Source organism: Pseudomonas sp. 01L34 (assembly GCF_056400265.1).
This window is the reverse complement of sequence record NZ_JBFTSX010000004.1, coordinates 23,321-43,379: the sequence shown is the minus strand read 5'-3', so window position 1 is coordinate 43,379 and position 20,059 is coordinate 23,321. Positions and strand designations below refer to the sequence as shown.

Genomic DNA, 20,059 nt, shown 5'->3' with positions numbered 1-20,059 from the left:
TTCAAACCTCCCTTGCCAATTTTTTCGCCCGTCGGATATCAGTGTTTTGCGAGGACTTGTCACCACCGGCCAGCAATACGATGACTACGCCATTTCGCAAAGTGAAGTAGACCCGATAGCCAGCGCCAACGTCCACGCGCATTTCGGAGACACCATCACCCACCGATTTGATATCGCCAAGATTACCCGTAGAGGCACGGTCAATGCGACGAGCAATAGCAACCTTCGCCCGCAAGTCGCGAATTGAGGCATGCCATGCCACGAAGATTGTGGTTTGTTGAATAAGATAATTCATTGCTCGACTGTATCCATATGAATACAGACGAGCAGTCAGGTCATTCTCTGCTCCAGCGTGTACTTTTCCCTAAACTGCGTAGGCAACATGACGCCTTCGCGGGCAAGCTCGCACACGGAAATATGATCAAATGTGGAAGCCAATCACGCCTGCGCCGCCGTCACCGGCTGCTGTTCCGGTTTGCGCAGTGCCGTCAGCCGCGAGCCGGTGTAGTAGGTTTCGCGGAAGAAGCGCCAGCGGCCGAACAGGTCGTAGACGTGGGTGATGCGCCCTTGCTCCTGGTAGTCCATGCGGATGTGCATTTTCATCGCCTGGATGTTGCGGGTATCGCAGACGTCGACGATCTTGTTGCACCCTTTGGCCCGCATCGCGTCCCAGAGTTTGAACTGGGCGTCCATCGACAGGCTGGTGCCGAAGTATTGAGGGATCATTTCACCGCCGAACTCGAAAAACTCACCAGGGTTGATCCGGAACCAGCAGCCGTAATAGTGCCGGTCGAAGTAGTCCCTGGCACTGCCCCAGATGAATCCGATGGCATCACCTTCCTCGTTCACGTACATGTGTCCGGTGTGACCCTCGGCGGCGATTTCGGCCATGGCCTTGACGCGGTTGCCGTAGTACTTGGTGAACGCGGTGGCGTTTTCCGGGGTGATGATCACCAGGCGCAGGCCCGAATAGGGCCGCAGATTTTGCGGCGCCACCGGGGTCACCAGGTCGCGCCCCAGCCACAGCAGCTCCCTATGGAAATATACGTAGCGCTTCCAGAGCGACTGGAGCGTGTGGAGCAGGCCTTTTTGTTTGATGCGTTCGCGAATCTTGTCGATGGCGCTCATGAAGTCCTCCGAGGCTGAAGCCTGGGTGTGGTGGGTAACGTTTTCGATGGCGAAAATCAGGATTTCAACGGGTGCAGTTCGGTCGGGTAGTGCGGCTCCTCTTTGGATGCCCTTGGCACCACGGCATAGGACACCCTTGGAACACCCGCAAGACGCTGTTCCAGCACAAGGCTCAGCGACTCGCCCGGGTCCAGATAGGCATCGCCAAAGTCGGCGCCGATATGGATCGGATGGACGACGATTTCCAGCAGGCCGTCGATTGGCATTGCCACGGTGCGCAGGTCGACCGGGGTACAGACGTTCTGGGCGGTCGCTCCGGACAGGCTGTTCAAGCGATGGTTGAGCAACGTCTTGAACACTCGCTTGGGCACACTCAAATTACTGCCCAGATCGCGCGCCAGTCGCACGGGCACCCCTTGGCGGGCGGCAAACCGCGCGACGATTTCACCAATGGGCCAGATGTTGTGCACGTGCTGATGGGAATCGAGGTGGCTGGGGTGCAGGCCGTTGTCCAGGCAGCGTTGCCATTGGGCTTCGAGTTCCTCCAGCACCGCGTCGCGATCCAGGCGGTTGAGCCAGAGGCTGTGGCGAGGCAGGCTGAGGTCGAACTCACCCTGGCTGTCGCAAAATGTCGAGCGCGAGCGAATCGACAGGCTCAACGGCCGGCCATACGTGAGGTTGAAGTGCAGCCCGATCCGCCCCTTGAGCATTGGTTGCCGGGCCAGGACGCAGGCCGCTTCGAAGGCCGGCATGTTGGCCATGGCGGTTGCGGAGCTGATGACTCCAGCGTGGAAGGCACCCAGTATCACCGCATTTTCACTCGGGCTGAGGCCGAAATCGTCAGCGTTGACTATGACTTGGCGAGGCATGGCTGCCCTCTCTTTCTTGTTCGGTGGGTGCAGCGTCTTTGGCGACAATAGGTGCCTGTATAGGTGTAAGCGTAGGAGCAACCAGCGTTGCTGCACGCCTGGCCTGCCACTTTTTTAACCCGGGTTTGATTCGGTGCCAGAGTCGCAGGGCCAGCCCCAGGGCGAGGCCGCTGGGGCGCCAGGAGTAGAAACTCCAGCGCCAGTGCTCCAGTTGGCCGGTCATGCGCTCCAGGAGTTGATGACTCGAGTTTTCCAGGCTGATCCGCGAGGCGTCGACCCAGTGCCAGTTGTCGTCCAGCCCCCAGCGGATCCACTCTTCAAGCAGCACACGTCCGCTGCCCAGGTCAGCGTGTTGCGGCAGGAACGCGAGGTTGTAGTCGTACAGCCGACCCTGTTCCAGCAAGCCGATGCGGTAGCTGATGCAACGCCCGTCCAGTTCCAGCACCACCACCCGCACCAGTCCCTCTTCGGCGAGGGCGGTGAAGGCTTGCTCGATCCATTGCCGGTAGCGGTCATTGGTGAAAATCCCAACGCCTTGAAGGCCTTTCCAGCTCAGCGCTTCGACTTTGCCGAGGGTCCGCAACAGTGGCCTGATGGTGGCGGCGTCGGGGGTTATCCGTCGGATCTCGGCACCGCAAGCCGCGATGCGTTTACGTGCACGGCGCAGTTTGTAGCGGGGGTCGCCGGACACTTCCTGATGGTCGGCCTCGCTGATCAGGTGCACCGGCACCCGACAGCTGATGCGGCACTCGCCGGTCGAGCTGTGGGCCATCCAGGTGGTCAGCGCACTTTCTTCGCCGATGGGCTCGCACAATTCATTGAGTTGCAGCATCGCATGGGGCACGCGACGGCGGATGATCACCAGCGCCTTGCGCATGCTCTCGGCATCGAGGCAACTGAGCAGGGCCAGGCGATCGGTGAGGGGGTAACCGAGGTGATGCAGGACTCGAAACGGTAGCCCGCCAAAGCGCTCCACGGACACCACCAGCGGCAGGCACAAGGCCAATTCATCGCCGTGCCAGCCGAGCAGAACGTGCAAGCGTTCCCCGGCAAGCAGTGCCTGTTCCGATGCGCGCAGCCAGGCGAGGGTGTTGAACGGCGTATTGTCCGTCACGCGCCAGCGCAACCCCTCATAAGCGGCTGTTGGAAAGTCCGGAGCGCACAACGACGTGCGCCATTCGAATCGAGCCATCATAGGTTCAGACCGCCGCATAACTCATGGACGTTCATGAGGCGCTCCAGCTCAGGGCGAACAGGGTTTGCCCTGGCAGGTCGAAGCTGACACGACCGTCCTGACAGTTGAATTTGCCTTCGCGACTGCGGCTGTCGGCACCGAAATACACCAGCGCTCCCTTGGTCAGCGGGCAGGTTGCCCCGGCCAGATCGACACGCTGCAAGCGCGCGCCCTTATTGACGCCCAACAGGCTGCGTTGGTGTTCGGTGGCCATCGCCAGCACGTCGACTTCGAAGGCGTCGTTGTCCAGGCGCATGACGTTTTTCAGCCAGTGCTGCCGGATGAATTGTTGAGCCAGGCCCACCGGTTTGAGCTCGAAACGATCGCCGCCCAGCACCCGCACCATGCCTTTGGGGTAGTTCGGTTCGTCGGCGGCCTGGAACCAGTTGAGCATGTCCAGCAAGCCGTCCTGCGCCGAGTTGATGACCACCGAGGCCCACCACAGCGAAGCGAAATGGGTTTCCTGATCGTAGGGGCTCAGGCTTGAGCCGCTGGACAGGTTGGTCTGGTCCAGCAGCAAGGCCTTGCGTGGCCGGCCCTTGGCATCGAGGCCCACCAGCTGGGCGGCGCGGCGCACGCTGTCGCGGTAGACCCGGGTCGCCAGCAGGTCGCGAACCATCCATTCATGCCAGGCGAGGGCGTCGATCTGCTCGCCGGATTCAGCCAGCAGGCGCCGTGCCCAGTCGATACCGCGCTTGTCGGCAGCATCGTCGGTGAACGGGCCGTTGACGAAGCGTGAACTGGCGGGCATGGCAATGCGAATGCCGGCCTTGGCGTTGGCCGGATCGCTGCGCACTTGCCGGGCCATGCTGTTGAAGATCGCCTGGTAGTTGGCGTAGCTCGAGTAGTTGAGATTCGGCTCGTCGGCGAACGCGATGTAGTGAGTGCCGCGGCCACCGAGGGCGCGGGTGGCGGTGAGCCAGGCGTCGAGGCCGGCGTTGCTCACGGTGTCGGCGCGCAGATCGGCCTGGCGCTGGCTGCCGGCCAACAGCGTAATGTCCTGCGTAATGCCGAAGCGGTTCTGATAGAGCTGGCGGAACGCGTCTTCGTGGTGTGGATTTTGCGCCGTGACGTCGACGAAACTGTAGTAGGAACCCGCCTGAGGCTTGAGGGCGTCGAGCGCCGCGAAACTGGATTGCGGCGGCAGCACGTAGGGCAAATAAATGCCCAGGTTCGGGGTCGGGCCGAGCGTCTCTTTATGCAGGGTCAGCCGGGCCTGGCCAGCGTCCTCGCGCAGCGGCTTGAGTTGCTGCGGGTTCTGGGCGAACAGGTTTGCCGTGCCATCGAGCCAGAACGCGACCTTGCCGCTGCCTTGCAGGCGCAGGCGCCAGACTTGTTCGTCCTGGGTGACGGGCAGTTCGAGCTGATCGAATTGCCAATAGGCGCGATAGGGCTTGAGCATCAGCGACACTTGTTTGTTATCACCCACACGCTGCGCCTGCAAGGCGCCGACTCCACCATGAAACTTGCCGGCCAGTACCGCGTGTTCCCCCGGTGCGATTTTGAAATACAGCTCATCGCCGCCACGGGCTTCGGCGCTGAAATGCACCTTGGCCGGGGCGAATAACGCCACGGTGTGTTCGTCATGTTCGACGGTGTAGCGGCGGAAGCTGTAGCCCGGAATTTCCAGTCGATAACTGGCGGCACCCGGCGCCAGCGGCCAGCTCTGCTTGCCGCGGGTTTCACTGGCGGCGATCAGGCGATCACCCTTCAGGTTGCCGTTGCCGTCGAGCAGGTACAGGTGTTCTTCGTTGGCATCGGCCTGCCACGCCGGGACCCACTGGATGGTCAACGTGTCGGGGCGATCCGCTTGCAGGTACAGGCTGCCGTCGCGAATGTCGGTCCAGCGCATGGGCGCCGCCTGAGCACTCAAACCAAGGCCCAGGCTCAACAGCAGCACCAGGGGTTTCATGCTGATTTCCGTTGCAGTATCTGAAGCATCGGTGCCACATCACTAGGCAGGATGATCAGGGTTTGCCAGAAGGGTACGCCGCTCAACCGGCAGTACATCACCAGCAGCGCGACGGTCACCGCCAGGTAGGCGATGGACGATGCCGCCGCAGCACCGACGATGCCATACAGCGGGATCAGCAACAGGTTCAGGGCCAGGTTCAGCAGCGCGCCGAGGCCCACCAGCAGCGAAACCGTGCCGGGGCGATTTTTGCCCAGCAAGTCCAGGCGCAGGATGCTCGCATAGCAAAGACCGAGCAGCCCCGGCAGCAGCGCCAGCAAGGCCGGGTAGGCCGGTTGATAGGCGATGCCGAACAGGGTGACGATCAGCCATTGCCCGATCACGGCCATGGTCAGGCAGGCACCGAGCATCACCGTGGCGGTCAGGCGCAAGGCCAACGGCGTCAGGCGATCCATGCCTTCGTCCTGTTGCAGCAGGCGTTTCATCAGAGGTGTGGTCACCGCTTCCGGAACGATCAGCAGCAACTCGGCGGCAGCGCTGGCCATGGCGTAATGACCCAATGCCGTACTGCCGAGCAAGGCACCGATGAACAGGTAGTCCGAGCGCAGAATGACTTGCTGGAACAACAAATCGGGGTGGCTACGGGCGCTGTAGCGCAACAGTTCTTTCTGGCTGGCGCGGTCCCATTGCAACGTCAAGGGTTGCGCACGGTTGAGCCAGACCCAGCCGGCCAGCACCACCAGGCTGATGCCGGCCAGCCAACTGATCAGCGCCGCTTCCAGTGCGGCGTCTTTCCACATCCAGAACAAGGCGATAAACAGCAGCAGTGGCGCCAGCGATTCCACCAGCCGCAAGGCATTGAACGCCACCACACCGCCCGACGCGTTGTGCAAGGTCAGCAGGCCGCTCTTGAGCACGGTCAACGGCACCGCCAGCAGCAACAGCCAGGCGAGCAATCCCAGTTGTGTGGTGATATCGAGTTCGCTGCCGAACTCGCGGGTCAGCGCCACCACCAGCAACGTCAGCAAACCCGCCAGCAGGCAACCGAATACCAGCACCTGACTCAGCAGCAAACCCATGGGCCGTTGCTTGGCCGCCTGATAACCCACCGCCGAATTCAGCCCGCCGCTGGTGGCGGCGCTGATCAAATCGGGCAGGGTACTGAGCAGCGCAAACAGGCCGCGCTCGCTGGGCCCCAGAATCCGCGCCAGCAACACGTTACGCAGTAGGCGCAGGCCGATCATCGCCAGTTTGGTGCCCATGCTCAGGGCCAGGTGTTTGAGGTAGTGGCTGCGACTCATGGCCGGGCTCCGCGGTAGATGCGCCACGACAGCAACTCCGGGTTGCGTGCCGTGCGCTGGCTGATGCCGATCCGTGGTAAGGCCAATGGATCTTCGACGCCACGGTAAATCCCGCTGGCGGTGCCCAGGGCAAACGCAAAGTCGTGGTCGGCCACATGCTCGCGCACCCGCGCATCGTGGTCGCCATTGGGGTAGCAATAGACCGGCAGCGGCCGGATGCAGCCGTTCAACAGTGCATTGCGGCTGCGGCTCAACTCTTCATCCAGGTGTTGATCGTCAAGCTCGGTGAGTAGCGTGTGGCTGGCGCCGTGAGGGCCAAAGCGGATCAACCCGCTGGCTTCCAGCGCGCGCACTTGATGCCAGTCCAGGGCCTGGGGCAACGACTCTTCAGGGCATTGATTGGTGAGCCGGTTCAGTTCGCCCGGCGGCAGGTTTTTCAGGCTTTGCAGAAAATGCAAAAGCGCCAGGCTACGGCGCTGCACATCCAGATCATCGAGCAGCACCGGTAACGGTCGCCCGATCTGTCGCAGGCATTCAATCAAGTGCGTCCGGGCTTTTTCACCATGGCTGTGCCACAGGGTTTCTCCCAGGCTTTCCCACCAGAAGCGTTGCCGGCTGCCGATGAAGTCGGTGGAGAGAAAAATGCTCGCCGGCATCTGATACCTTTTCAGCAACGGGAAGGCATTCAGCGCGTTGTCGCGCCAGCCATCGTCGAAGGTCAGTGCGACTTTGGGACGTTCCGACATGGCGGTGCCGGGTTGCAGAATTTCCATCAGCGGCACGCAGTCGAAGTGTTTTTTCAACCAGAGCAGCAGATGGGCAAAGGCCTTCGGTCCCACGCACAGTTCATTTCGATGAGGCAGGTCGGCGGCGCGGTCATTGGGCAGCACCCGGTGCAGCATCAGGATCACCCCGGCACCGTGCAGTTGGTGGCGGCCTACCGGCGAGTTGAGATAGAGCCAGCCACTGGTGCGTTTTAATAATTGTCTGATCGCCATGGCGCGGTCCTGTCAACGATTTTGCTCGGGGTTCCACTGCGCGTACCGCTGTCCACGCAGGAACTGCCACAGACCGATACTCATCCCGGCAAGGGTCACCAGAAAGAAGCCGGCGAGGCGAAAGGGTTTGGGCAAACGGTGTTGCACATCCAGCAGGCCGGCGATGGCCACCGCATAACCGAGCAGTTGCGCGATCAGGCTCAGGCGATAGAAGCCATGGACGTTCCACAGCCAGAAGTTGCTCAGCAACAACGGCAGTAACAGGATCGGTGCCAGGCGTCGAATCAGTTTGTGGCTGATCAGCGCAATCGCATACAAGCCATGGCGCCATGGGTTCAACAGTTCCCGGCGCTGGGCCAGGCTCTGCAAACCACCGACGGTGACGCGCAGACGACGGCGCCATTGTTTGTCGATCTCATCGACGCCCTGGTCGATCACCCGGGCTGTGGGCACATAGACAATGCGTTTGTGCGCCACCGGCGCGCAGGTACTGATAAAGAAATCATCGTTGACCTCCGACGGCACGTTCTGGAACAACTCGCGACGCAGGGCGAGCAGGGCGCCGTCGGCGGAGACCATGCAGCCGGTACGATTTTCCACCATGCGCAGCCAGCCTTCGTAGTGCCGATAAAGGCTGTCGCCCAGGCTCAGGCCCTGGCCCGCCACCGGGATCAACATGTGTCCGGCGCAGGCCCCGACCTGTGGATCGGCCAGGGGCGCGAGCAATTGGCCGAGGGTGTCGGTCGACCATTGGTTGTCGGCATCGGTGAACACCAGAATCTCGCCCGTGCTCAGGGCAACGGCGGCATTCAAGGTGGCTGCCTTGCCCTGACGGGGCAGGTCGAGCACGCTGATGCGCGGGTCGATGACCTTGCGGGCGCAGGCCACGGTGTCGTCGGTGGAGCCGTCGCTGGCCAGAAGGATCTGTAGCGAGCGCGCCTGATAATCCTGGGCGAGCAGGATGCGCAACTTTTCTTCGATGTACTGGGCCTCGTTGTGCGCGGCGATGACGATGCTCACGTTCATCGGCTGTGCCGGCCCATGACGCCGCGCGGGAAATAACGGCGCGAGCAGCGTCAGCAGCAGGGGGTAGCCGAACCAGGCGTACACCGGCAATAACAGGCACCACCAGAAAATGAATTCAGCCACGGGCGGGTCTCCTGGCATTCCAGCGACAAAGGCTCAGGATGAGCGCGGCACCCGCCAGGTGCAGACGCACCCAATGCAGGCCCCAGAGTTGCAGCATCAGGCGCAGGTCGCGGTGTATCAGGCTCTGGCGCAGACTTTGGGCGAGTGCTGGCAGGCTGGTGACGAACAGCATGAATAGCGCCAGTAGGGGGGAACCGTTGAGCAGGGCGGATAGCGCAATGAAATCCAACACCCAGGCGATGATCGACAGCATCGGGAAACGCAGTAAACGCAGATTCATGCCGTGGCTGCGCAGTAATTGCAGGTGACTGCCCTGACGCCAGAACTCCTTGCCCATCCATTCGCGCCAACTGCTCTCGTACCCCCAATGCAGGGCAACGCTCTGGTTGACGGCCAGCAGGCGTGCGCCAGAGTGGGAAAGGCGCATGGTGAAATCTTTGTCTTCGCCGGTGCGCAGGTTTTCGTTGAAGCCGCCGACCTTGTCGAACCATGGACGACGCATCAACAGGTTGGAACTGGGCAGCCATCGCACTGCTTTCATGGTTTCATCGTTCGGGCGCAACGTGCGGCGTTGCCAGGCATTGGCATACCACGGGGCTTCGGCCGGGGTGTGCAGGTCCAGTCCCAGGACGTCGACCTGAACCGCGTGTTGGATGCTCAACAACAGCGTGAGCCAGTCCTCGGGCATCTCGATATCGGCATCGATGAAGCCCAGCCATTCGCCTGTCGCCATCGCCGCCCCGCGATTGCGCAGGGCGCCGATCAGCAGCCCGGGCAGCACCAGCACCTGCGCCCCGAGCTGGCGAGCGATGTGCGGGCCCTGATCGTTGGAGCCGTTATCGACCACAATCAGCTCGCATTCCATCCCGGCAGCCTGCGCGGCTTTTTTCGCGGCAAGCAAGGTGCGGCCGATGTGTCTGGCCTCGTTGTACATCGGGATGGCAATGCTGATGCGGTTCATGCCCTGGCCTCCGTCGGCGGACGTTCTTCAGCCTTGAGGCGCAACACCCAGGTCAGGGCGAGCATGATCCACAGGTACTTGTGATTCGGTGCGCTGAGGAACATCAAAAACAGTGTCAACGACAGATAACTGATGCCCAGGTGGGTGATCAGGTCGGCCTGTTCCCAATCCCGTCGCAGCATCCAGGCTCGACGGGCGCGGACCAGGTTGTACATCCCAAGGCCGAGCATGCCGACGAACAACAGCCCGGCGGGAATCCCCAGTTCACTGAAGATTTCCATGTAGGTGTTGTGAGCACGGCGGTACAAGTCGCCGGGTTTGCGGTTGGCGGAAAACACCTTGGCGTAACCGGAGGTGGCGTAGTGCAGCGGGAAGGTGCCGGGGCCGGAGCCGAGTAACGGGTGTTCACGAATGATCTGGCTGCCGACCACAAGGTATGACGTGCGGCGGCCGAGGGATTCGTCCTGGCTTTTGGCGCCTTCTTTCAAGACGCTCAAGGACTGGATGCGCTTGAGGTAACCGGCCGGCATCGAATAAATCCCCACCGGGATCACGAGCGCAAGGCTGAGCATGGCAAAACCCAAGTGGCGCGGCCGGATGCGTGGCAACTGCGCGCGGTAGTGCCAGGCGCCGATCATCAAGCTCAGGAACAGGACTACCAGCCCGGAACGGGAATCGGTTTTGGTCATGCCGCCCAACAGCAAAATGCAGCAGCCGCCCCAGAACAATCGGTGCAACAGGTTCGGGCCGCGGATCACCAGCAGCAGGGCCAACGGCACGGCGAAGGCGATCAGCAGGGCAAACGAGTTCGCGTCTTCCAGCAGCCCGGCGGCACGGCCCTGGTCCTGATACTTGGTGGAGAACATGGCCAGCACAGAGGTTGCGGCGACGCTGAGGGTCACCAGCCGGGCGAACAGATCGAGGTTCAAATCACGGCCAATCAGCAAGGTGATCACAAACAGCACCAGGCCGACGCTCAAATCCCGTAGATGACTTTGGGACATGTCCATGCTGTCGGTATTGATCATACTCAACCCGTACAACACCATGAATCCGATCAGGTAGCGCCAGATGTTGCTGCGCAGGCGCTCGGATGGAATCTGGTGAATGGCCAGTTGCAACATCAGGACCAGTGCCAGTGACGCACCGATGAATTTGGTGCCTGACAGCGCGTTGCCCTTGAAGAAACCTTCGAACGGCACCAGCGCCGCGATGCCCAATAACCCCCAGGCGGGTTTTCGGTAGAGCACACCGACAGCGACCATGCCCAGTACCGCGCCGGGCGCCAGATAGGGGTAAGGGCTGGCCAGCAAACCGAGGCAGACCAGGGCGAGCAGACTGACGATCGAGAGCGGAAAGATCACGCGCGTGCCTCCCGTGCAGTACGGATATAAAGCTGCGACCAGCGTTCGGCCAAGGCCTTCAGGTCGTAACGGTCCTGTTGCGTACGTCTTGCGTTGTCGATCAGTTCGCGTGCCAGTACCGGCTCACTCAGCAGCGTGTCGAGCTGCCGGGCGAGGGCGACGCTGTCGGTGGGGGGCGCCAGCAGACCGTTGTGCCGATCCTCCAGCACATCGGGAATTCCGCCGACGCTGAACGCCACCACCGGCACTCCGGCCTGCATTGCTTCGAGCAAAATCATCGGCGTGCCCTCGGTGCGCGAGCTGATCACCAGCGCATCGAGTTGCGGCCACCAGCGGTTCATGTCGGTCTGGTAACCCGGCAGGGTGATGCGGTTGTGCAAGCCGGCGGCGGTAATTCGCGCCAGCAGGGTTTCCCGTTCCGGGCCATCGCCGAGCATCACCGCGTCCAGTTGCGGATGTCGGTGACACAGCGCAATCAGCGCATCGAGAAACAGGTCCGGGCCTTTTTCATGGGTCAGCCGACCGACGTAGCCCGCCAGCCAGCGTGGGTGTCTGGCGTTGTGGGGCAGCAGGCCGTTGGCGGTTGGCAGACCATTGGGAATCACTTGCAGCTTCTCCGTTCGAACACTGGCCTTGCGGTGCAGCGCTGCGATGCTTTCGGCCACGCACACCACCCGATTCACCGATGCGGTGCGGCACAGTTGCAGGCTCAGCCAGCCGTAGAAGCGTTGCTTGCGACTGCGCGGGGTGAAACCGTGCTGGGTAATCACCAATGGCAAGTCAAACAATGTCGCGCCGACCCAGCCAAACACCAGGCCTTTGAAATTGTGCGTATTGATCAGCGGATGTTCAGCCCGCCGATAACGTAAATGACCCAGCAATTGCCCCAGTCCCGCGAAAGCGCGGCAATCGACCCCGGCCTCGCGGAACCGGTCGATCAGGGCCGGCGGCGCATCCAGAAACAGCACCTGGTGGTGCCCTGGCGTCGCCAGGCAATGGTCCAGCAACATCCGCTCAGCGCCATAAAAGCCGCCGCTGCTGATCAAATGCATGATCGGCAGCGCGCTGGCGTTGAGCGGCCCGTTCAATGGCGCACCCAATACATGAAGCTAGGCACGGTCCAGTTCTTGTGCGGGTTGTTCGGCAGGACGTCCTGATCGTTGATCACCAACAGCACCGGCAAGCCCAGTTCATGGGTGATTTGCGCTGGATGTTTGAAGCTGTGATCGAAGAACTCACGCACGTAGACGAAGGCAATCGCCAGCAGCAGTCCGGTCAGCATCCCGAATGGAATGATCAGCAGCGGTTTGGGAAACGCCACCTCGGTCGGCTCGAACGGCGGGCTGAGCACCCGGGCGTTGGACAAATCGCTGTCCAGCGCGCGGGCGGTGCTGCTTTCGGCAAAGCGCTGGGCGTAGGTGGAGAACGCCGCGTGCAAGGCATTGATCTCGGTATCCATCTGCTGCAACTTGCTCTGCGCCACTTGCAACTGGTGGATACGGTTCTTGAACTCGGCGATGCGCGCGGTTTTCTGGTTGATCACCGAGGTGACAATCGCCAGGTCGCTGGTGCGTTCCTGAATCCGGTTGCTGACGATTTTCAGGAACTGCTGACGGGTGCGGGTAATTTGCTCACGGGCCAGCAGCATCGGTTCGCTGCCCGGCTGGAACACCGCCAGGTCATTCATGTAGCGACTGACTTGAGTCGTCAGTTGCTCACCGATCTGCCGGATCTCCCGGTCTTCGAAGGCAATGTTGTCCACCGTGGTGGTGAAGGTGAAGGGGAAGGTGTAGTCGTTGAGCCGAGAGGTATTGTTGGCCGCCGCCAGCGCGGTTTTCAGGTAGTCGAGCCAGCGCTGGCTTTGCAGCAAGCGATCCTGATACTGGTTCAGGTTCTCTTCCTCGGTGTTGATGGCGTTGAGGCGGAAGGTGATTTCTTCCTTCGGATCGGACGCACCGATCTTTTCGAGCAGCGCCAGTCGAGTGCCTTCCAGGCCATCGAGCCGCACCTGATACTGCTTCTTCTTGGTTTCGTAGAAGCTCTGTGGCAGATCGATCGATTGCAGTTCCTGACGGCTGGCCAGGTAGTTTTGCAACATCGTTGCGACAAACCGGGTGCCTTGGGCTGGATCGCTTGAGCTGTAGATAATGGAGATCACGTTGGAGCCGGGCAGGGTGTCGATCTTCAGGTTATCGATGGCCTCCTGGGTGAAGGTATCCAGGGAGGTGTCCCGCACCGGATCGATTGCAAGCCCGAGCGCGCCGCGCACCGGGTTGATCACGTATTCACGCAAGGGGTTGGTCACGAAACGCTGGATCGGTACGGTCACCAGTTTGTTGAAGGCCCCGGGGTTGGGCGTGTATTCGCCTTTGGCCTGAAGGTCACTGATGGTCTGACGGATCAGGGCCGGCGAGCGCAGGATATTGCTCTCGGTTTCCATATCCGCCAGTGATGGCGGAATGAAAGAGGCGTCGCCTTGGGTCAGGGATGTGGTGGCGTCGCCCTGAGAGAGTTTTTTGGACTGCACGAGCACCTGCGCGGTGATATCGAAGCTCTGTTTGAGCACCAGTGGCAGGAGCAGGGCGATCACTGCAAAGATCAGGAAGATTCGCTTCACCAACCGCTTGTTGGCGAAGAAGATCCTGAAGAACTCATGCAGGTAGTTTTCCTTTGGATTCATGATGGGTCACCTGAGAGTTAGTTGCTGCGGTTGCTGCCTTTGTTGTCGACGCGGTAGGCGAAACTGAAGCCCACCCCCTGAAACAGCACCACGTCCGCCAGTTGCCGTGCGAGCTCACCGGCGCTGGCCAGTTTGGTCTTGGGCACATAGAGCATGTCGTCCGGTTGCAGGTAAGCAATCTGCGACGCGTCACCGGACAAGGCTTTCTCCACGTCGTAGTGCACAGCCTGCACCTGGTTGCCGTTGCGGCGCATGATCACCACCGAATCGAGCCGGGCCTTGATGCTGGTGCCACGGGCCAGGGTCAACGCTTCGAGCACCGAGACCGGGCGGCGAATCGGGTAGGAGCCCGGCTGCCCGACTTCACCCAGCACATAGATTTCGTTGCCCGACGTGGATTTGAGCATGACGTCGACTGTCATCCGTCCCGGCAATTGCGCGTAACGTTGATTGAGGAACGTTTCGAGCTGGTTGACGGTCATGCCTTGCAGCGGCACGGAGCCGATTTCCGGAAAACTCGCATAGCCGTCGTTGCCCACGGTGATCTCCCGGCTCATGCCGGTAGCGGGGTGGTTCAAGGCGCTCTTGAGGTTTTGCTCGTTGCTCAGCGGGCTGGTGACCTGCACGGTCAACTGGTTGCGATTGGGCTGGAACAGGGCTTTGCGGTTATAGGCGCGCTGGATTTCCTCCCGGGCCTGGACCGAGGTCATCCCGGCGATTTTCACTGAGGTGTTGGCCCCCGGCAGTTCGATGGTGCCATCGGGCAGCACCAGTTGCGTGCCGTTGAGCTGGCTGGCCGCAGTGAAGTTCAGCGCGACCTGGTCGCCGGACTGAATGCGGTAAGCCTCCGAGCCACTGGTGCTGACGTGGAAGATCACGTCCAGCACGTCCTTGGGCCGCAAGGTCTGTTCGACCTTGGGCATATCGGTGGCCTGGGCGTTGGCCGGCTCGGCCGTGAGGATCTGCACCGGCATGTTCTGGGTTTCACTGGTGCTGGAGCAACCTGCAAGCGGTAGCAACAGCAGGACAAGCACTTTGGCATTCATGACTTCATCCTTCAGGTGGGTGCTTACAGGTTTTTGTAGAGCCATTTGGGCATGTAGTACTTGCGCCGGTTGAAGACGCTGCCCACCAGTTTCGCGCCGGCCTGGGTCAGGCGCTGGGCCGCGGCCTGGGCCACTTCCCAGCGGGTGTCTTCCGCGCGCACCACCATGATCACGCCGTCCACCAAAGTGCTGATGACCAGGGTGTCGACGGCCTCATACACCGCATCGCCGTCGATCACCACGAAGCGATACCGATCGCCCAGTTGCTCGAGCAACGGGCTCAGTTGTTCGCGGGTCAGGTGCTCGGTGCCGCGGATGTGCCGCCCGTTCGGCAGGATGTGGAAGGGCAGGCTGGAGACGGTCACCAGGCAGTCCTGCAGCAGCGGCGGGGAGTCGTTGAACAGCAGATCGCGAAAGCCGCGCTCTTTGCTCAACCCCAGCTGATGCGTGAGGTTGCTCGCCGACTGGCTGGCGTCCACCAGCAGCACTTGGCCGCTGCTCATTGACGCCAATTGGGTGGCCAGCGCCAGGGCACTGGTGGTGGTGCCCGTGCCTGCGTTGGCAGCGGTCAGAAAAAGGATCCGCAGATCCAGGTCGAGCACGGTCGAGGTCAGGTTGGACTCGCTCGGGCTGGCGATGGTCAGGCTGTTATTCGATGAACCGTCCATTTAACTCGCTCCGTGGCCGTTGAACACGATGAAGGGGGTTTTCAACAGAATCTTCAGATCAAGCAACAGGCTCTGCTCGGCGATGTACGTGAGGTCCAACTCAACGCGCTGGTCGAAGTCGATATTGCTGCGCCCGGAGATCTGCCACAGGCCGGTCATGCCGGGGTAGATGCTCAGGCGTGCAAGGTGGCTGTCCTTGTAACGACGGGCATTGAATGAGGTCGGTCGCGGACCTACCAGGCGCATGTCGCCGCTCACCACATTGATCAGGTTGGGTAATTCATCGAGGCTGCTGCGCCGCAGGAAGCTGCCGATGGGGGTAATCCGCGGGTCGTTGTCGATCTTGAAGTCGATGGCGTCGGCGCCGTGCTTGTTCAGATGCCGCAGGGACTCCTTGAGCTCCTCGGCGTTGGCCACCATGGTGCGGAACTTGTACATGCCGAACATGCGGCCGCGGTAGCCGGTGCGTTGTTGCACGAACATCACCGGCCCCGGGCTGCTGAACTTGATCGCCAGTGCCAGCCCCAGCAGTACCGGGGAAATCAACAGCAAGATCACCAGTGCACCGAGGCAGGCGAGCACCCGATTGGTGCGCGACAGGGTCCAGGGCCGACCGCCGTTGCGGCCGGTCACCCAGCCGTGACCCTGCACGTGGATCGCCTTGTCGAGGCGCATCCGGTGCTCGGGATCCAGGCGGTTATCATGCTGCATGTGATCGAGCAACATGCCTTTTTCATGTCCAGTCATAGAGTCCTCCGCTAAAGCCCGGCCATGAATGGCGAGTGGGCGCTACGCAGTGGGTAGTAGTCACGGAACCAGGCGATGAATCGTCCGAGTCCTTCATCCAGCTCTATCCGTGGCTGGAAACCGGTGGCCAGTGCCAGATCGCTGGCATCGGCGCAGGTGTTGAGCACGTCGCCCGGTTGCAGGGGCAGCAACTCGACGAGGGCCTTTTGCCCCAGGTGCTTTTCCAGCAGTGCCAGGTAGTCCTTGAGCGCTACCGGCTGCTGTCCGCCAATGTTGTAAATGCGCCATGGCGCCATGCTGCTGGCCGGGTCCGGTTGCTCGCGGCTCCAGTCCGGTGCCGGCTGCGGCGCGCGTTCGACCAGGCGGGCGATGCTCTCGATGATGTCGTCGATGTAGGTGAAATCCCGCTGGTGCTGGCCGTAGTTGAACAGCTTCAACGGCTGCCCTTCGGCAATCGCCCGGGCGAACTGGATCGGCGACATGTCGGGCCGGCCCCAGGGGCCGTACACGGTGAAAAAACGCAAACCGGTGCAGGGAATGCCGAACAGATGGCTGTAGCTGTGGGCCATCGACTCGTTGGCTTTTTTGGTCGCGGCGTACAGCGACAACGGATGGTCGACGTTGTCTTTGACTGAATATGGCGTGTGCTGGTTGGCGCCGTACACCGAACTGGACGAGGCATAGATCAAGTGCCTGACCGGGTGGTGACGGCAGCTTTCGAGAATGTTGAGGAACCCGCTCAGATTGCTGTCGAGGTAGGCCCGAGGATTTTCCAGGGAGTAACGCACCCCGGCCTGCGCCGCGAGGTGAATCACCACTTGCGGTTGTTCACACTCAAACAGTGCGTCGAGGGCCTCGGCATCGGCCAGGTCGACTTTCGCGAGGGGGAAATCGCCGACCTGCTCGCGTACCCAATCCACGCGGTCATGTTTGAGTTGCGGGTCGTAGTAGTCATTGAAGTTGTCCAGCCCGCACACCTGATGCCCGTCGCTCAAAAGCCGCAACACACAATGGGCACCAATGAAGCCGGCGGCTCCAGTGACGAGTATCTTCATGATCGTGGCGCCTCTGGAGCTGCCAATGCCGCAGCTTGGATGAGGCCGACGCAACACGTACCAAATACGTTCACGTCCATATTGGCGTGCCTCGTAAGACGGTGGATGTAACTGAAATGAGACTGTCAAAAGGGGTATAGCCCAGCCTTGGGAAAGCGTGTCAGCAAAATGACGGGTAGCGCGGGCTGGAAACCCTGATTTCATGGGCTATTTGGTATCAAGTGCTTGCCGTTGCTGGATTTGTCGCGGTTTTGAGGGGTTTCAAGAAAACGATAAACGGTCGAAGGGCTTGTATTACAAGGGTTACAGGCGTTTTGAAGCGTCAGATTTGAGTTAATGTTTTTTTGACGCTTTTGGCAAAAAACCGGCATTTCTTGCGCTTTCATGGCTCGGTGCTAGTGTCAGAAAATGGCTGATAATCATTGGTTTCCATTGGCCAATGGCAGCCATGGAGGTACTGCATCCACCATGATCCGATACTTCAAGGAACTGTTGCTGGTTCTGTATTTACTCAAAAGCTACGACTATTACCTCGATCGTCTCGAGGCATTGGGCATCGGTTTGCCGATGTTGCTGTATGGCGGGATGTTCGTTGTGCTGACGATCGCGCTGTTCATGACCGCCTATATTCGTCAGACACTGGTCCGTCATTTGTTTGCGTTGGCGCTGTTTGGCTCGGCGATTTTCTTTGACGTGTATACGCACGTGACCGCCAGTTACCTGACCTACAGCAGTTTTGTGTCGCTGGTGTATTCCGGTGGGTTCATTCAGGAAGCGGCTTACCAGTACCGCGATGCGATCATCAGTGCGACGGTCAGTGGCTTGTTGCTGCTATTGGGTATCGGGCTCAAGCCGCGTCGACGGCTACCATTGCCGGGACCGCTGTTGGTGGCGGCACCGGTGCTCGGCGTGCTGCTGCTCAGTGTCGTGCTGTTCGTGCGGGCCGGCGAGGGCGCCCGTGGCTTGCCGATCATGTACACGCCGTTGGCCTATCTGAATCTGTTTACCTATGAAGCGTTGCACAACACCGTCGGCCCGCGCGAGCCGGTGAGCCTGGCGCGCATCGATCGGCCGGTGGGTTACGACATCGTACTGATCATCGACGAGAGCATTTCCGGTAATTACCTGGACATCAACACGCCATTCGGTGTGCACAGCAACCTCAAGGAAGCACACCCGGGCGTGGACATCTTCAATTACGGCTACGCCGCGTCCATCGCCAATTGCAGCGCCGACACCAACGTCACGTTGCGCTATGGCGGCACCCGTGGCGATTACATGCGGATCAACACCACACTGCCGTCGATCTGGCAGTACGCGAAAAAAGCCGGGCTGCGCACGGTTTACATCGATGCCCAGCGCACCGGTGGCAACTTGCAGAACCTGATGAACAATGCCGAGAAGCAGGACATCGACGAGTTCGTGCAATTCGACCAGACCAGCGTGCGTGACCGCGACATGGCCGCGGCCGCCAAGCTGATCGACCTGCTCAACGACGGCATACCGGAGCTGGTGGTGATCAACAAGGTCGGCGCGCATTTCCCGGTACACGACAAATACCCGGACGCGTTTATGGCGTATCGCCCGACCTTGCCTCGGGGGCAGTTTGTCGAGGTGGCGGACACGGGCACGCGCGAGGGTTTCAATGGGCAGCCGAATGATTGGGTGTTGTACCGCAATGCCTACAAAAACACGGTGCTGTGGAATGTCGGCGAGTTCTTCTCACGGGTTTTCGCCCAGGCGGATATGCGTAATGCGCTGATGATCTACACCTCGGACCACGGGCAGGATCTGCATGAGCGCGGTAACCCGGGGCTCAACACCCACTGTGGCAGTGACCCGGTGGAGGAAGAAGGGTTGGTGCCGTTGGTGGTGATCTCGGGCAGCGATTTGAAGACGATGGACTGGCAGGCGCAGTTGCCGGCCAACAAGGACCGCTCCAGTCACTACAACATCTTCCCGACGTTGTTGCAGTTGATGGGCTATGACCTGGCGGGGATCGAGGCGGTGTATGGCAAACCGTTGAGCGTGTCGACGGCGGATGACTTCACTTTCAACTATCGCTTCAATGCGCGGCTCGGCGCTATGCCTGCGTGGAAGTACATCGATCTGAAGAGCATTGTGACGCCGGGGCCGGTGGTGCCGAGTGTGGCGGTGGGGCAGTGAGATTTTGATGAAATGGCCTGGCCTTATCGCGAGCAGGCTCGCGATAAACGATAACGCGGTCTTGCTGCCGTCCGCTATCCTAGGCCCACTGCCTTCAACGAGCCTCCTCTCATGCTTTCGGTCCAGGGCGTCTTCAAAAGCTACGTCACCCCTCAAGGCCCTTTGCCGGTATTACAAGGCGTCGACCTCACGTTGAAGCCCGGCAGCAGCCTGGCGTTGATGGGCGAGTCGGGCAGTGGCAAAAGCACCTTGCTGCACCTGATCGCCGGCCTGGACAAGGTCGATCGCGGCAGCATTCGCAGTGGCGAGCATCGGCTGGAACAGATGAATGAAGGCCAATTGGCCCACTGGCGGCGAACCGAAATCGGCCTGGTGTTTCAGCAGTTCAACCTGATCGGCAGTTTGCGGGTCGAGGACAATCTAGCGTTTCAGGCGCGTCTGGCCGGGCGCCACGATCCGCGCTGGCAAGCGCATCTGGTGCAGCGTCTTGGGTTGGTGGATCTGTTGCAGCGCTATCCGGAACAACTGTCTGGCGGGCAACAGCAACGAGTTGCGCTTGGCAGGGCGCTGGCCTCGCAACCGAAACTGCTGCTGGCCGACGAACCCACCGGCAGCCTCGATGAAGCCACCAGCGATGAGGTGTTGAAGTTGCTGCTGGAGCTGCTCGACGACAGCCCGACGACGTTGTTGATGGTCACCCACAGCCCCAGAGTCGCCGCGCGGCTGTCGGAAAAAGTGGTGCTGCACAATGGCCGTCTGGCTGGCGCGGACGAGCGCTGAA

Annotated in this window: 18 protein-coding genes; 2 read left to right on the top strand and 16 right to left on the bottom strand. The window is 60.9% G+C overall.

Annotated elements, in window-relative coordinates:
- Position 1: 1 nt before the first annotated feature.
- The 16 genes from AC1DQM_RS12360 to AC1DQM_RS12285 form a co-directional block, all read right to left on the bottom strand.
- A complete protein-coding gene (locus tag AC1DQM_RS12360; RefSeq protein ID WP_018925564.1) occupies positions 2–295 on the bottom strand; it encodes a type II toxin-antitoxin system RelE/ParE family toxin in 294 nt (97 codons plus the stop codon).
- Positions 296–438: 143 nt separating this feature from the next.
- A complete protein-coding gene (locus tag AC1DQM_RS12355; RefSeq protein WP_064618749.1) occupies positions 439–1,128 on the bottom strand; it encodes a hypothetical protein in 690 nt (229 codons plus the stop codon).
- Positions 1,129–1,184: 56 nt separating this feature from the next.
- Entirely contained in the window at positions 1,185–1,997 is an 813-nt protein-coding gene (locus AC1DQM_RS12350; RefSeq protein WP_477746257.1) for a ChbG/HpnK family deacetylase, read from the bottom strand.
- On the bottom strand, positions 1,969–3,192 hold the full coding sequence (locus AC1DQM_RS12345; protein ID WP_477746256.1) for a GNAT family N-acetyltransferase: 1,224 nt from the start codon (positions 3,190–3,192) through the stop codon (positions 1,969–1,971). The genes AC1DQM_RS12350 and AC1DQM_RS12345 overlap by 29 nt, the downstream gene beginning before the upstream one ends.
- Before the next feature lie 31 nt (positions 3,193–3,223).
- On the bottom strand, positions 3,224–5,143 hold the full coding sequence (locus AC1DQM_RS12340) for a hypothetical protein (protein WP_477746255.1): 1,920 nt from the start codon (positions 5,141–5,143) through the stop codon (positions 3,224–3,226).
- Complete coding sequence (locus AC1DQM_RS12335; protein WP_138867886.1) at positions 5,140–6,444, bottom strand: oligosaccharide flippase family protein; 1,305 nt, start codon at positions 6,442–6,444, stop codon at positions 5,140–5,142. Before AC1DQM_RS12335 ends, AC1DQM_RS12340 begins: the two co-directional genes overlap by 4 nt.
- Positions 6,441–7,442 carry a polysaccharide deacetylase family protein gene (locus AC1DQM_RS12330; protein WP_064618741.1) on the bottom strand — a complete coding sequence of 334 codons (1,002 nt, stop codon included), beginning with the start codon at positions 7,440–7,442 and terminating at the stop codon, positions 6,441–6,443. Before AC1DQM_RS12330 ends, AC1DQM_RS12335 begins: the two co-directional genes overlap by 4 nt.
- A gap of 12 nt (positions 7,443–7,454) precedes the next feature.
- Positions 7,455–8,591, bottom strand: a complete 1,137-nt coding sequence (locus tag AC1DQM_RS12325) for a glycosyltransferase (RefSeq protein WP_477746254.1) — start codon at positions 8,589–8,591, stop codon at positions 7,455–7,457.
- Positions 8,584–9,552, bottom strand: coding sequence for a glycosyltransferase family 2 protein (locus AC1DQM_RS12320; protein ID WP_477746253.1), 969 nt, complete (start codon positions 9,550–9,552; stop codon positions 8,584–8,586). The genes AC1DQM_RS12325 and AC1DQM_RS12320 overlap by 8 nt, the downstream gene beginning before the upstream one ends.
- Positions 9,549–10,916, bottom strand: a complete 1,368-nt coding sequence (locus AC1DQM_RS12315; protein WP_138867885.1) for an O-antigen ligase family protein — start codon at positions 10,914–10,916, stop codon at positions 9,549–9,551. Before AC1DQM_RS12315 ends, AC1DQM_RS12320 begins: the two co-directional genes overlap by 4 nt.
- The gene (locus AC1DQM_RS12310) at positions 10,913–11,968 is read right to left on the bottom strand and encodes a glycosyltransferase family 4 protein (protein WP_477746456.1); all 1,056 of its coding nucleotides are present in this window, start codon (positions 11,966–11,968) and stop codon (positions 10,913–10,915) included. Before AC1DQM_RS12310 ends, AC1DQM_RS12315 begins: the two co-directional genes overlap by 4 nt.
- A gap of 32 nt (positions 11,969–12,000) precedes the next feature.
- Entirely contained in the window at positions 12,001–13,596 is a 1,596-nt protein-coding gene (locus AC1DQM_RS12305) for a GumC family protein (RefSeq protein WP_064618735.1), read from the bottom strand.
- A gap of 17 nt (positions 13,597–13,613) precedes the next feature.
- Positions 13,614–14,642: a polysaccharide biosynthesis/export family protein gene (locus AC1DQM_RS12300; RefSeq protein ID WP_477746252.1), complete on the bottom strand. Its 1,029-nt coding sequence runs from the start codon at positions 14,640–14,642 to the stop codon at positions 13,614–13,616.
- Positions 14,643–14,665: 23 nt separating this feature from the next.
- Positions 14,666–15,310, bottom strand: a complete 645-nt coding sequence (locus AC1DQM_RS12295) for a CpsD/CapB family tyrosine-protein kinase (RefSeq protein WP_064618731.1) — start codon at positions 15,308–15,310, stop codon at positions 14,666–14,668.
- Complete coding sequence (locus tag AC1DQM_RS12290) at positions 15,311–16,057, bottom strand: sugar transferase (protein ID WP_018925578.1); 747 nt, start codon at positions 16,055–16,057, stop codon at positions 15,311–15,313.
- Between the two features lie 11 nt (positions 16,058–16,068).
- Entirely contained in the window at positions 16,069–17,112 is a 1,044-nt protein-coding gene (locus AC1DQM_RS12285) for an NAD-dependent epimerase (RefSeq protein ID WP_018925579.1), read from the bottom strand.
- A 468-nt stretch (positions 17,113–17,580) separates the two neighbouring features.
- Here AC1DQM_RS12285 and AC1DQM_RS12280 point away from each other — a divergent pair, with 468 nt between their 5' ends.
- Both AC1DQM_RS12280 and AC1DQM_RS12275 read left to right on the top strand, forming a co-directional pair.
- Entirely contained in the window at positions 17,581–19,278 is a 1,698-nt protein-coding gene (locus tag AC1DQM_RS12280; protein WP_477746455.1) for a sulfatase-like hydrolase/transferase, read from the top strand.
- A 111-nt stretch (positions 19,279–19,389) separates the two neighbouring features.
- Entirely contained in the window at positions 19,390–20,058 is a 669-nt protein-coding gene (locus AC1DQM_RS12275; RefSeq protein ID WP_138867883.1) for an ABC transporter ATP-binding protein, read from the top strand.
- Position 20,059 lies beyond the last annotated feature (1 nt).

Coding starts and splice junctions, on each gene's coding strand:
- AC1DQM_RS12360 (WP_018925564.1), bottom strand. CDS start 295: ATGAATTATCTTATTCAACAAACCACAATCTTCGTGGCATGGCATGCC.
- AC1DQM_RS12355 (WP_064618749.1), bottom strand. CDS start 1,128: ATGAGCGCCATCGACAAGATTCGCGAACGCATCAAACAAAAAGGCCTG.
- AC1DQM_RS12350 (WP_477746257.1), bottom strand. CDS start 1,997: ATGCCTCGCCAAGTCATAGTCAACGCTGACGATTTCGGCCTCAGCCCG.
- AC1DQM_RS12345 (WP_477746256.1), bottom strand. CDS start 3,192: ATGATGGCTCGATTCGAATGGCGCACGTCGTTGTGCGCTCCGGACTTT.
- AC1DQM_RS12340 (WP_477746255.1), bottom strand. CDS start 5,143: ATGAAACCCCTGGTGCTGCTGTTGAGCCTGGGCCTTGGTTTGAGTGCT.
- AC1DQM_RS12335 (WP_138867886.1), bottom strand. CDS start 6,444: ATGAGTCGCAGCCACTACCTCAAACACCTGGCCCTGAGCATGGGCACC.
- AC1DQM_RS12330 (WP_064618741.1), bottom strand. CDS start 7,442: ATGGCGATCAGACAATTATTAAAACGCACCAGTGGCTGGCTCTATCTC.
- AC1DQM_RS12320 (WP_477746253.1), bottom strand. CDS start 9,552: ATGAACCGCATCAGCATTGCCATCCCGATGTACAACGAGGCCAGACAC.
- AC1DQM_RS12310 (WP_477746456.1), bottom strand. CDS start 11,968: ATGCATTTGATCAGCAGCGGCGGCTTTTATGGCGCTGAGCGGATGTTG.
- AC1DQM_RS12305 (WP_064618735.1), bottom strand. CDS start 13,596: ATGAATCCAAAGGAAAACTACCTGCATGAGTTCTTCAGGATCTTCTTC.
- AC1DQM_RS12300 (WP_477746252.1), bottom strand. CDS start 14,642: ATGAATGCCAAAGTGCTTGTCCTGCTGTTGCTACCGCTTGCAGGTTGC.
- AC1DQM_RS12295 (WP_064618731.1), bottom strand. CDS start 15,310: ATGGACGGTTCATCGAATAACAGCCTGACCATCGCCAGCCCGAGCGAG.
- AC1DQM_RS12290 (WP_018925578.1), bottom strand. CDS start 16,057: ATGACTGGACATGAAAAAGGCATGTTGCTCGATCACATGCAGCATGAT.
- AC1DQM_RS12285 (WP_018925579.1), bottom strand. CDS start 17,112: ATGAAGATACTCGTCACTGGAGCCGCCGGCTTCATTGGTGCCCATTGT.
- AC1DQM_RS12280 (WP_477746455.1), top strand. CDS start 17,581: ATGATCCGATACTTCAAGGAACTGTTGCTGGTTCTGTATTTACTCAAA.
- AC1DQM_RS12275 (WP_138867883.1), top strand. CDS start 19,390: ATGCTTTCGGTCCAGGGCGTCTTCAAAAGCTACGTCACCCCTCAAGGC.